The 12,118-nt window shown below is 73.8% G+C and carries 11 protein-coding genes; 6 read left to right on the forward strand and 5 right to left on the reverse strand.

The window, feature by feature from the left end; all coding sequences use genetic code 11:
• The first annotated feature begins 45 nt into the window (after positions 1–45).
• Complete coding sequence (locus ACZ4WQ_RS15325) at positions 46–1,917, forward strand: glycosyltransferase family 2 protein (protein ID WP_361185061.1); 1,872 nt, start codon at positions 46–48, stop codon at positions 1,915–1,917.
• 52 nt (positions 1,918–1,969) lie between these two features.
• On the opposite strand, the gene ACZ4WQ_RS15330 is transcribed toward ACZ4WQ_RS15325, so the two are convergent.
• From ACZ4WQ_RS15330 to ACZ4WQ_RS15345, 4 genes are all read right to left on the reverse strand, one after another.
• Positions 1,970–3,085 (reverse strand): glycoside hydrolase family 6 protein, encoded by a 1,116-nt coding sequence (locus tag ACZ4WQ_RS15330; RefSeq protein WP_398376799.1) that lies wholly within the window; start codon positions 3,083–3,085, stop codon positions 1,970–1,972.
• 85 nt (positions 3,086–3,170) lie between these two features.
• Positions 3,171–3,890, reverse strand: a complete 720-nt coding sequence (locus ACZ4WQ_RS15335; RefSeq protein ID WP_311725209.1) for a cytochrome b/b6 domain-containing protein — start codon at positions 3,888–3,890, stop codon at positions 3,171–3,173.
• Positions 3,874–4,647, reverse strand: coding sequence for a molybdopterin-dependent oxidoreductase (locus ACZ4WQ_RS15340; protein WP_398376797.1), 774 nt, complete (start codon positions 4,645–4,647; stop codon positions 3,874–3,876). The genes ACZ4WQ_RS15335 and ACZ4WQ_RS15340 overlap by 17 nt, the downstream gene beginning before the upstream one ends.
• Positions 4,648–4,721: 74 nt before the next feature.
• Positions 4,722–6,377 (reverse strand): FAD-binding dehydrogenase, encoded by a 1,656-nt coding sequence (locus ACZ4WQ_RS15345; RefSeq protein WP_398376796.1) that lies wholly within the window; start codon positions 6,375–6,377, stop codon positions 4,722–4,724.
• A 245-nt stretch (positions 6,378–6,622) separates the two neighbouring features.
• On the opposite strand from ACZ4WQ_RS15345, the gene ACZ4WQ_RS15350 reads away from it, so the two are divergent.
• The 5 genes from ACZ4WQ_RS15350 (at position 6,623) to nhaA (ending at position 11,085) form a co-directional block, all read left to right on the forward strand.
• Complete coding sequence (locus tag ACZ4WQ_RS15350) at positions 6,623–7,324, forward strand: hypothetical protein (RefSeq protein ID WP_398376795.1); 702 nt, start codon at positions 6,623–6,625, stop codon at positions 7,322–7,324.
• Between the two features lie 27 nt (positions 7,325–7,351).
• Entirely contained in the window at positions 7,352–7,897 is a 546-nt protein-coding gene (locus tag ACZ4WQ_RS15355) for an NUDIX hydrolase (RefSeq protein WP_311725205.1), read from the forward strand.
• A gap of 323 nt (positions 7,898–8,220) precedes the next feature.
• On the forward strand, positions 8,221–8,649 hold the full coding sequence (locus ACZ4WQ_RS15360) for a YidH family protein (RefSeq protein ID WP_358846350.1): 429 nt from the start codon (positions 8,221–8,223) through the stop codon (positions 8,647–8,649).
• 4 nt (positions 8,650–8,653) lie between these two features.
• Entirely contained in the window at positions 8,654–9,055 is a 402-nt protein-coding gene (locus ACZ4WQ_RS15365) for a DUF202 domain-containing protein (protein ID WP_398376794.1), read from the forward strand.
• Positions 9,056–9,210: 155 nt separating this feature from the next.
• Positions 9,211–11,085: a Na+/H+ antiporter NhaA gene (gene nhaA, locus ACZ4WQ_RS15370; protein ID WP_361185122.1), complete on the forward strand. Its 1,875-nt coding sequence runs from the start codon at positions 9,211–9,213 to the stop codon at positions 11,083–11,085.
• A 56-nt stretch (positions 11,086–11,141) separates the two neighbouring features.
• On the opposite strand, the gene ACZ4WQ_RS15375 is transcribed toward nhaA, so the two are convergent.
• On the reverse strand, positions 11,142–12,068 hold the full coding sequence (locus tag ACZ4WQ_RS15375; protein WP_398376793.1) for an NADP-dependent oxidoreductase: 927 nt from the start codon (positions 12,066–12,068) through the stop codon (positions 11,142–11,144).
• Positions 12,069–12,118 lie beyond the last annotated feature (50 nt).

The following is a 12,118-nucleotide window of genomic DNA, read 5'->3' on the forward strand; positions in this document are numbered from 1 at the left end:
TCGCCGCGCGATATTTTGTCCCAGGCGACCCGCGGGAGTGCCCAGATGTCTGCACCAACGCCCGTCAGAGACGCTTCCGAGCCGGGTGCCACGCCCCGCGCCGCGCCGCGCCCCGCACGGCCCGCGCACCATGGGACGACCTCCCGCCGCCGGGGCCCCGCGGCGGCGTACGAGTACAAGCGGTACAGCCAACTGGCGGGCCCGCTGACCCAGCCGCCGCCCGGCCGCCCGTACCGGGTGCGCTGCCGCAGCCTGCTGGCGCAGGAGCCGCACCGCGTCCGCGCGGCGCTGCTGCTGTGCGCGGCGCCGGTGTGTTCGGGGCTGCTGCTGCTGTGGCTGCTCCAGCCGCAGCACTGGGTGCACCGCGACTATGTGGCGGCCTGGGAGACGGCGGCGGACACCACGATGCTGCTCTCGATCGCGCTGATCGAGGCGTTCCGCCTGTTCACCGTGGTCTCCAACGCGCACGCCACGCTGGTGGCCCGGGACCCGGTGCCGGTGACCGCCGAGCCGGGGACCCGGGTGGCGTTTCTGACCAGCTTCGTGCCCGGCAAGGAGCCGATCGAGATGGTCCGGGCGACGCTGGAGGGGGCGATGCGGGTCAGGCACGCCGGGTGGCTCGACGTATGGCTGCTGGACGAGGGGAACGACGACGAGGTCAAGGAGCTGTGCGCGCGGCTCGGCGTCCGGCATTTCTCCCGCAAGGGTGTCGAGAAGTGGAATCAGCCGAAGGGGCCCTTTCGTGCGAAGACCAAGCACGGGAATTACAACGCCTGGCTGGACGCCCATGGCGACGACTATGAATTCATGGCCTGCGTGGACACCGATCACGTTCCGCTGCCCAACTTCCTCGAGCGGATGATGGGTTACTTCCGCGACCCGGATATCGCCTTTGTGGTCGGCCCGCAGGTGTACGGCAATTACGACACGGCGGTCACCAAAGCGGCCGAGAGCCAGCAGTTCCTGTTCCACGCGCTGATCCAGCGGGCGGGAAACGCGTATGGCGGCCCCATGTTCGTCGGGACCAACAACGCGGTGCGCATCGCCGCGCTGCGGAGCATCGGCGGGCTGTACGACTCGATCACCGAGGACATGGCCACCGGCTTCGAGCTGCACCGCCGCCGCAACCCGGTCACCAGGAAGAAGTGGCGCTCGGTCTACACCCCGGACGTGCTGGCCGTCGGGGAGGGCCCGAGCACCTGGACGGACTTCTTCACCCAGCAGCTGCGCTGGAGCCGGGGCACCTACGAGACGGTGCTCAAGCAGTTCTGGAAGGCGCCGTTCACACTGTCGCCGGGGAAGCTGCTCAACTACTCGCTGATGATCGCGTACTACCCGATGACCGCGCTCAACTGGATGCTGTCGGCGCTGTCCTGCGCGCTGTTCCTGGTGCTGGGCGCCTCCGGGATCCACATCCCGGCGGAGATGTGGATGATGCTCTACAGCGACGCCGCGGCGCTCCAGATCGGGCTGTACGTGTGGAACCGGCGGCACAACGTCTCCCCTCACGAGCCGGAGGGCTCCGGCGGGGTGGCGGGGATGCTGCTGTCCGCGCTGTCCGCCCCGATCTACGCCAAGTCGCTGTGCGACGCGCTGCTGCGGCGCAGAAGCCGGTTCGTGGTCACGCCGAAGGGCGACTCCTCCAGCGCCGACCAGCTGTCCACCTTCCGTATCCATCTGGTGTGGGCCGCGGTGTTCGGCGGCTCGCTGGTCGCCTCGCTGTTCCTGGGGCACACCCACGCGGCGATGCGCACCTGGGCGCTGCTGGCGGTGGGGCTGTGCCTGGCGCCGATGGCCATCTGGGTGGGCGGGCTGTTGCTGGCGCGGCGCACCCGGCGCACCGCCGCGGCGGTGCCGACGGCCCGCGCCGAGGCGCCCGCGGAGGCGCGCGCCGAGGCCCACGCCGGGGCGGGCTGACGGCCCGTGCCCTCATCCGCGCCCGTCTGCCGTCACCCGCTCCCGCCCGCCGTCACCTGTGGCGCGCCTTGGCGTTGCGGGCCAGGTCGAGGGCGTACTCCGTCCACCAACGGCCGGCCGGGGGGCCGCCGTTGCAGGTCCCGTCGGACTCGCCGGGACGCTTGATCCACAGATAGGCGTCGATGGAGGGGTCGCCGGTGCGGGTGCTCGGGGGCTCGCCCAGCGCCCGGCCCGGGGGGTTGCACCAGTTCTCCTCGCCGCCGACGACGCGATGGCGGGTGCCCGCGCCGGTGCCGGGATGTCCCGCGCTTCCGCCGCCGCCCTTGGCGTCGTCCCGCGCGCCGCCCTTGGCGTCGTCGGCCCCGCCCTCCCCGCCGCGGGTGAGCGGGCCGTTGCCGTTGCGGCTGGTGTCGATGATGAAGTGGGCGCCGCCGAGCTGGGTCGACAGCCGGTGGCCGTAGGCGCGGGTCACCCGCGTCGGCTGGAAGTTGGAGACGTTCAGCGAGAAGCCGTCCGCCTGCTCGATGCCGCTCTCCCAGAGCGGCTCCACCAGCCGCTGGGTGTTCCGGATCCACCCCGGGTTCCCCGCGTCGAGATAGACCTGGGTGCCGGGCGGCGCGGAGAGCATGGCGACGGCGTCGCGCAGCAGGGCCAGCCGCGGGCCCCGCAGCCGCTCGGGGACACAGCCGTCGACCACCTGGGCCACCGCGTCGGGCTCCAATACGACAATCGCCTTTCGATCGCCGATTCCGGAGACGATTTCCCGGATCCAGTCAAGGTATTCCCTGTCGTTCCTCGCCCCTCCCGCGGAGTAATGCCCGCAGTCCCGGTACGGAATGTGATAAGCGACCAGCACCGGCGTACGGTGTTCCCGCGCGGCGGATTCGGTGACGAGCCTGACCCGGTCGCGCGGATTCGGGCCGAGCCATTCGGCCAGCGGCTCGTCGGCGATCCGCCGCATGAGCCGCGCGTCCGCGTACCGGCCGGCGCGCCGCTGGTCACGGGCGTGCCGGGCCGCCGGGTTGTCCGGGTTCACCCACAGCCCGCCCCGCCGTTCCGGCGCGCCGGGCGAGCCGAGACATCCGGTCAGCGCGAGCAGCGCGACGACGCATCCCGCGGTCGGTGCCCCGTATCGTGCGATGGCTTTTCTGAGACCTTTCACGGCCATGCGGGCATTCCTGTTCCCCGGCTTTTCCCGGCCTCGGAATTGACGGTGTGTGTCGCATCATGGCATCGGGGCGGGGCGACGGCTTTCAATTCACGCTTGTGTCCTCGCGGCCCTCGCGGTCCCGGCGGTCCTCCCGGTCCTCGCCGGTGCGCCACAGCGGGTGCTCGCGGGCCGCCCAGGCCCGGTCGACCGTGCCGGTGCGCATCCCGCGCCGGGCCTCCGGGTCGGCGAGCGCCATGGCGATGTGCCCGAGCAGCACGACGCCGACGGCCAGCGCCAGCCAGTCGTGGACGAAGGTGGCGCTGATGCGCCACACCAGCGGGGCCAGACCGGTGAACCACATCAGCAGCCCCGTGCCCGCCATCACCAGCACGGCGCCGCTGAGATAGGCGGCGTACAGCTTCTGCCCGGCGTTGAACTTCCCCGCCGGGCGCGCCCCGTCGCTCCAGTCGCGCCGCAGCACCGAGCGCAGCCAGCGGCGGTCGTGCGGGCCGAAGCGGTTGAGGCGGGAGAGGTCGGCGCGGAAGGCGCGGGAGGCCAGGCCCAGCAGGGTGGGGACCGGGGTCAGGATGCCGGTCCACTCGTGCACCGTGACCACCAGGACCCGGCGGCCGACGAGTTCGGCGAGCTGGGGCAGATACAGGCAGGCCGCGCTCACCACGCAGGCGCCCAGGAGGGCGGCGGTGGTGCGGTGGATCCAGCGCTCGGCCGGGGTGAAGCGGGCCACGCGGGTGCGGGGCCGGGAGCGTGCGGCGCGGGGGGCGGGGGCGGCGCCGCCGGGGCGGGCGTCAGGTGGTGGGGGCATCGTCGCGTCCGTTCGACTTGCCGACCCACGCGTCCACGTCGTAGCCGCGGTGCTCCCAGTAGCCCGGCTGTACGTCGCGGGTGACCTCGATGCCGGAGAGCCATTTCGCCGACTTGTAGAAGTACATGGGGGCGACGTACAGCCGCACCGGGCCGCCGTGGGAGTGGCCCAGCGGCTCGTCCCGCATCCGCAGCGCGACCAGGACGTCGTCCCGGCGGGCCTGTTCGAGGGTGAGGCTCTCGCTGTACGCCCCGTCGAAGCAGGTGAACCGGACGGCCCCGGCGCCCGGGCGGACCCCGGCGGCGTCGAGCAGCGTGGCCAGGCGCACGCCCTCGAAGGAGGTGTGCGGCACGCGCCAGCCGGTGACGCACTGGACGTCGTGGACGATGCGGTGCTGGGGCAGCGCGCGGAGGTCGGCGAGCCGGTAGCCGGCGGGCTTGTCCACGAGCCCGCCGACGGTCAGCCGGTAGCTGTCGGCGTCCTTGTGGGGGACGGAGGAGGTCACCGAGTAGTACCGGAACCCGCCGCCGTTGGGCAGCAGCCCGGTCACCCCGGTGGGGTCGTTGTCGGCCGCCGCGGCCAGGAAGGTCTCCAGGCGGGCCTGGAGCCAGGGGGCGGCGGCCATGCCGCCCGCGCCCAGGGCGAGCATGCCGAGGATGACGCGGCGGCCGACGGGGGCGCCGCGACCGATGGTGTCCGGGTCGGTGGTGTCCGGATCGGCGGCGGGGGGCTCCGCGGCGCCGGGGTTGCGGTCCATGCCATTGATGAGAGCACCCCGGGGGCGACCGGCGCCAGCTTCCGTCGAAGAAGCCCTACGCGGCTCCCCCGCCCCTACCCCACCGCCTTCGCGGCTGCGCGGCCCGCCGTACGGCCGGAGAAGAGACAGCCGCCGAGGAACGTGCCCTCCAGGGAGCGGTAGCCGTGGACGCCGCCGCCGCCGAACCCGGCCGCCTCGCCCGCCGCGTACACGCCGGGCAGCGGCTCCCCGCCCTCGGTCAGCACCCGCGCGGACAGGTCGGTCTCCAGACCGCCCAGCGTCTTGCGGGTCAGGATGTTGAGGCGCACGGCGATCAGCGGGCCCGCCTTGGGGTCGAGGATCCGGTGCGGGGCGGCGGTGCGGATGAGGCGGTCGCCGAGGTATTTACGGGTGCCGCGCAGGGCCGTGATCTGGAGGTCCTTGGTGTAGGGGTTGGTGATCTCCCGGTCGCGGGCGACGATGTCGCGGCGCAGCTCCGCCTCGTCGATCAGCGGCTCCTTGGTGAGCTCGTTCATCCGCCGTACGAGACCCGTGAGCGACCGCTCGACGATGAAGTCCGCGCCATGGTCCATGAACGCCTGGACCGGGCCGGGCACCCCGCCCCGGCCGCGGCCCAGCACATCGCGGACCCTCTTGCCGGTGAGGTCCGGGTTCTGTTCGGAGCCGGAGAGCGCGAACTCCTTCTCGATGATCTTCTGGGTGAGCACGAACCAGGTGTAGTCGTAGCCGGTCCGCATGATGTGTTCGAGCGTGCCGAGGGTGTCGAAGCCGGGGAAGAGCGGCACCGGGAGCCGCTTGCCGCGGGCGTCGAACCACAGCGAGGAGGGGCCGGGCAGGATGCGGATGGCGTGCCGGGGCCAGATGGGGTTCCAGTTCTCGATGCCCTCGGTGTAGTGCCACATCCGGTCGCGGTTGATCAACCGCGCGCCCGCCGCCTCCGCGACCCCCAGCAGCTTGCCGTCCACATGCGCGGGGACGCCGGAGAGCATCCGCTCGGGCGGAGTGCCCAGCCGGGCGGGCCAGTTCCGGCGGACCAGGTCGTGGTTGCCGCCGATCCCGCCGGAGGTGATGATCACGGCTTGGGCGCGCAGCTCGAAGGCGCCGGCGACCTCGCGGCCGCTGGGGGTGCCGCGCTCGGCGTCGCTCGGCTCCAGGATCTCGCCGGTCACGGTGTCGACGGCGCCCGCGCTGCGGGACAGCCCGGTGACCCGGTGCCGGAACCGCAGTTGGACCAGGCCGCGCGCGGCCGCGGCGCGCACCCGCCGCTCGAAGGGCGCGACGACGCCCGGGCCGGTGCCCCAGGTGATGTGGAAGCGGGGGACGGAGTTGCCGTGTCCGGTCGCGTCGTAGCCGCCGCGCTCGGCCCAGCCGACGAGCGGGAACAGCCGCAGCCCCTGGGCGTGCAGCCAGGCCCGCTTCTCACCGGCCGCGAAGTCCACATAGGCCTCCGCCCAGCGGCGCGGCCAGTAGTCCTCCTCGCGGTCGAACCCGGCCGTGCCCAGCCAGTCCTGCCAGGCCAGTTCGCGGCTGTCGCGGATGCGCAGCCGGCGCTGCTCGGGCGAGTCGACGAGGAAGAGGCCGCCGAAGGACCAGTGGGCCTGGCCGCCGAGCGACTGCTCGGGCTCCTGGTCCAGCAGGATCACCTTGCGGCCCGCGTCGGCCAGCTCGGCGGTGGCCGCCAGCCCCGCGAGCCCTGCCCCGACCACGATCACATCCGCGTCGTACGCCATGGTTTCCGGTGTCCCGTCTCGTCAGGAGCGCGCAGGGAACCGGCGGCCGGGCGGCGCCCGGGAACCGGTCGTGTCGGTGATCCTGCCTACCGGTCAGTATGGCGTCAACCCGGGAAGCGGCGGCCCTCCCGGGCACCCGTCCGCAGGTCCCCAGCTCCTGCTCCGCACCACCTTGTACGACATAACGGTCGCAATCGATCGCGAAGATGGACAGGGGGTTCGACGGCCGGGCATCATCAGGCGCCATGGCTGACCACCATCCTTCTCCCTCGCGGCCGCCCAGCACGGACCGGCGCGTGGTGAGTCCTACGCTGGTCACTCCCGGCCCCCAACCCGTCGAACTCGCCGGGTCCGGGGCCGAGGAGGGCCCGCAGGTGCTGCGGGGCGAGGTGATCGGCCCCCGGCACGCCCGCCGCCGCCCGGTCAGCGACCGGCGCAAGGCGGCGGCCGGGGCGATTCTGCTCTCCGCCACCGGCGCCGCCACCGCGCTCTTCCTGATGCTCGGCAAGGACGGCCGGGAGGCCGCCGCCGCGCCCGCGCACGACGCGCCGTCGTCGGCGCCGGACGCGGGCGGCGACGACTTCGTCCCGGTGGCCGACGCGGCGGCCGGCGCCAAGCCGCTGCCGGGCGCCTCGCACACCCCCGAGCCCGCGCCGCCCACCGGCGCCCCGGCCGCACAGCCGGAGACCCAGGCCCCCTCCACGGCCCCGACCAAGCCCCCGGCCCGCACCGAGCCCACGCGCCCCTCCTGGCCGTCCGGCTGGGGGCGGCAGGGGCGGTCCGCCGAGGACTGGCGGCGGGACTCGGAGCAGGCGGCCCGCTGGGCGGAGGAGTGGGCGGACCGCTACGGCTCCGGGTCCGACGGGTCGGGCTACGACGGATCGGGCCGCGGACGCGGAGGGCGCCACCACGGCGGGTCGGGCTACCCGGGCGGAGGGTGGCGCTGACCGCGCCGCCCCTGCTTGGATGACGGCATGCCCGATCAACAGTCGCGGCAGGAGCCGCCCCGCCAGCCGCTCTCGGCCGACGAACTGCTGGACATCGTGGACGAGCGGGACCAGGTGGTGGGGCAGGCCCGGCGCGCCGACGCCATGGCCCGCAGGCTGCGCCACCGGACCGTCTTCGTACTGGCCCGGGACGGCGCGGGCCGGATCTTCGTACACCGCCGTACCGCGGAGAAACTCGTCTTCCCTTCCCTGTACGACATGTTCGTCGGCGGTGTCGTCGGCGCGGGCGAGTCGTACGACACGGCGGCGCTGCGCGAGGCCGAGGAGGAGCTGGGGGTGTCCGGGCTGCCCGCCCCGACGCCGCTGTTCTCCTTCCTCTACGACACGCCGGAGCACACCTGGTGGTCGCGGATCTACGAGGTCCGCTGCGAGCTGCCGGTCGCGCCGCAGGCCGAGGAGGTCGCCTGGCACGCCTTCCTGAGCGAGGAGGAGCTGGCGCGGCGGCTGGACGAGTGGGAGTGGGTGCCGGACGGCGTGGAGGCCTATCGGCGACTACGGGAGTGGCGCGGCTAGGCGCTTTCCCCCACCCCGCCCCTTCCCGCAGTGTCCGATGTGCGGCTCCGCCGCGTGGCGGGCTTTGCCCCTGGACCCTGGGATCTGGGGCGGAGCCACGGCGGGGTTCGGGGCACAGCCTCGGGGGTCTGGGGCACAGCCCCGGGGGTCTGGGGCGCAGCCCGGGGCGGGTCTGGGGCGCAGCCCCGGCAGGGATCGGGGGCGCAACCCCGGCGGGGTCTGGGGCGCAGCCCCGGTTTCGGGAAGGGCGGGGTGGGGGAAGCTCCGCCGGACACCCCCGCCCGTACCCAATGGGCCGATACGTGCCCTAGTAGGCTTGTCCCATGATCGACGCCAACCGCACGCCGACCCGGGGCAGACTCGCCTCCGCCGTCGCGGATGTGCGGCTGTGGTTCGCGCCCGAGCGGCTGCGCGCCGAGGGGGAGACCCCCGACTACCGCTTCTCCCTCGCCAACGAACGCACCTTCCTGGCCTGGCTGCGCACCGCGATGGCGCTGGTCGGCGGGGGCTTCGCGGTCGACCAGTTCCTGCCGGACACGGACGGGACGCTGCGGCTGGCGGCGGCGCTCACGCTGCTGGCGGGGGGCGCGGTGTGCGCGGTGCGGGCGCTCAACCACTGGATCCGCTGTGAGCGGGCGATGCGGCGCGGCGAGGATCTGCCGGTCTCCCGCTTCCCGGTCGTGCTGGGGCTGGCCGTCGGGGTGCTCGCCCTGGTGATGGTGGGCCTCGTCGCGGTCCGCTGGGTCGGCTGAGCCGATGGCCGGGCCGCAGCCGCCTACCGGCCCGCACGGCCCCGGCCCGCACGGCCCCGGGCCGGACGATCCCGACGGGCGCGAACCCGTAGCGCACGAGCCCGTGTCCCGCGACCCCGGGCTCCAGCCGGAGCGGACCCGGCTGGCCTGGCGGCGTACGACGCTGGCCTGCGCCGTCGCGGCGTCGCTGGCCGCCCGGCAGGCCCTGCACAACGGGACCGGGCCGGTCTCCGTGCTCTGCGCGGTGTTCGCCGTGCTGGCCTGGCTGGGGTTCCTGGGTGTGGCGGCCCGCCGCATCCGGGCGATGACCGCGCCGCGACCGCCCGCACTGTCCCCGCGGGCGGCCGCGGCGGCGGCGGGCTGCACGCTGGCGCTGGTCGCCTTCGGCGCCGCGCTGGCACGCTGACGCGCGCGCCGCCGTACCGCCGTGTCGGCACGCTCGCGGTACACCCGCCTTCTCCCGCCACCCACCCGCGCCCGCCGCGGCGCGGCCGGTGCCCTCCTGGGGGCACGCTGGCAGGAGGCAGGAGAGGAGCGACCGTGGCGGCCTCGGATCCGACGATGACCCTCCAGACCGCGTCCGGGATGGACGAGCGCGGCCCGCTGCGCGCGTTTCTGCGGACCGAGACCGGCAGCGCCGCGGTCCTTCTGGTCGCCGCCGTCGCGGCGCTGATCTGGGCCAATGCCGCGCCGGGCAGCTACGAGTCGTGGTGGAGCACACCGCTGTCGCTGCGGTTCGGCACATCGGCCGGGGTGTCGCTGGAGCTGCGCGAGTGGGTGAACAGCGGGCTGATCACGTTGTTCTTCTTCGTGCTCGGCTTGGAGGCCCGCCGCGAATTCGACATGGGCGAGCTGCGCGAACGCAGTCGGGTGACCCTCCCGGTGTTGGCCGGGGTCTTCGGCATGATCGTCCCCGTCGCCGTCTTCCTCGCCCTCAACGCCGGTCACCCCTCGGCGCGGGGCTGGGGAACCGCCATGTCCACCGATACGGCCTTCGCGCTCGGCGGGCTCGCCCTCTTCGGCCGGCGCCTCCCGCGCGGCCTGCGGGTCTTCGTCCTGACCGTCGCGGTCGCCGACGATCTGCTGGCCCTGGTCGTGATCGCCTTCGCCTACACCGAGGTCGTCCATGTGCCCGCGCTGCTGACGGCGGTCGGCGTCTTCGCCGTGCTCCTGGGGCTGCGCGTGGCCGGGGTGCGGCGCTCGGCCGCGTACGCGGTGCCGGCCGTGGCCCTGTGGGCGGCGATGCTCCAGTCCGGTGTGGATCCGGTGGTGAGCGGCCTGGCCATCGGACTGCTGGTACCCGCCCATCCGGCCGAGCGGCACGCCCTGGAACGGGCCAGCAGGCTGTTCCGGCGCTTCCGCGAACAGCCGAGCCCCGAGTCGGAGCAGGTGCTCCGCCGCGGTCTGGTCTCGGCGATCTCGCCGAACGAGCGGCTCCAGCGGATGTTCCACCCCTGGACCAGCTATGTGATCGTGCCGCTGTTCGCGCTGGCCAACGCGGGCATCACCGTCACCCCCGGGGACCTCGCCCACGCCTTCGGCTCGCGCCCCACCCTGGGCATCCTGCTGGGCTATGTGCTGGGCAAGCCGGTCGGCATCCTCGGCGCCACCTGGGTCGCCGTACGGCTGAGCCGCAAGCGGCTGCTCCCCCCGGTCGGCTGGGGCGGCGTCGCCGCGGGCGGGAGTCTGGCCGGGGTGGGTTTCACCGTGTCCCTGCTGATCGCCACCCTCGCCTTCAGCGGGCAGCAGCTGGAACAGGCGAAGATCGGCATCCTCGCCGCCATCATCGGTTCGCTGCTCACCACCGGGCTGGTGACCCGGGCCATCGCCCTCCTGCCCCCGCGCCGCCGCGCGCGGGCGCTGCTGGGCGAGGCACAGACGCTCATCGACCTCAGCGACCCCGTCGACGTGGAGCGCGACCACATCCGCGGCCCCCGGACCGCACCGGTCACGCTCCTCGAGTACGGGGACTTCGAGTGCCCGTACTGCGGCCTGGCGGAGCCCGTGGTCCGCGAGCTGCTCGCCGACTTCGGCGACGACGTGCGCTACGTCTGGCGCCATCTGCCGCTGCGGGATGTCCACCCCAACGCCCAGCTCGCCGCCGAGGCCGCCGAGGCCGCGGCCCACCAGGGCCGGTACTGGGACATGCACGACATGCTGCTGAGCCATCAGGGCGACCTTCAGGTCAGACATCTGTTGGGCTACGCGGAGCAGCTGGGGCTCGACGGCGAGCGGTTCCGCGCGGATGTGCGCGGCCGGGCGGGTGCCGAGCGGATCGCCGAGGACGTCGAATCCGCCGATCTGAGCGGTGTCTCGGGAACGCCGACGTTCTTCGTCAACGGCCGTCGCCACCACGGCGCCTATGACATCGCCACCCTGTCCGCGGCGGTGCGGACCGCCCGCGCGAGGGCGGCCCTCAGGGAGGGCCCCCCGTAGCGCCCCCGGCCGGGGCGCAGGGGTGTCCGGCCCGGAGGTCCAGGGGGCCGCAGGCGCTAGCCGACCGTGACGACGATCTTGCCGCGGGTGTGGCCCTCCTCGTTGAGGCGGTGGGCGTCGGCCGTGTTCTTCAGGGGGAAGACGGCCGAGACCTCGACGCCGAGGGCGCCGCGCTCGGCGATGTCCGTGAGGTCCTGGAGGTCGTTCGCGTCGGGGCGGACGAAGACATAGCGGCCGCCGAGGGCGAGGACCGCCTGGTCGGTGATGGAAGCCAGCCGCCCGCCACCGGACAGCAGCGGCACCGAGTCGGTGAGTGCGTCGCCGCCGACCGTGTCGAAGACGGCGTCCACCCCGCCGGGGGCCAGCGCCCGTACGCGGTCGGCGAGCCCCTCGCCGTAGGTGACCGGCTCGGCGCCCAGGGCGCGCAGATATTCGTGGTTGCGTTCACTGGCGGTGCCGAGCACGCGGGCGCCGAGGTGCTTGGCCAGCTGGACGGCCATGGAACCGACGCCGCCCGCGGCCGCGTGCACCAGAACGGTGTCGCCCTCGGTGACCTTCAGCGCCTTGACCAGCGTCTGGTACGCGGTGAGGCCCGCCAGTGGAATGCCCGCGGCCTGCGTGAAGGTCAGGTTCCGCGGCTTGCGGGCCAGCGTGCGCACCGGCGCGGCGACATACTCGGCGAAGGTGCCCCGGGACAGAAAGTCCTCGCGGACGTAGCCGATCACCTCGTCGCCCGCCGCGAACTCGGTCACCGCGAGGCCGGGCCGCTCGACGACACCCGCGACGTCCCAGCCCGGAATGACCGGGAAGATGGCCTCCAGGACGGGAGCCAGATAGCCCGCCCGCGCCTTCCAGTCGACCGGGTTGACGCCGGCGGCCATGACCTTGACCAGCACCGAGTCGGGGCCGACCTTGGGCTCGCGCACCTCTCCGTACTCCAGGACCTCGGGGCCGCCGTAGCGGTGGTAGGTGATGGCCTTCATGACGGGCTCCTCGCGTTCCTGCGCTGCGCGTGGTGCGGCCCCCGGGGCCG

Source organism: Streptomyces sp. NPDC028305 (genome assembly GCF_055569495.1).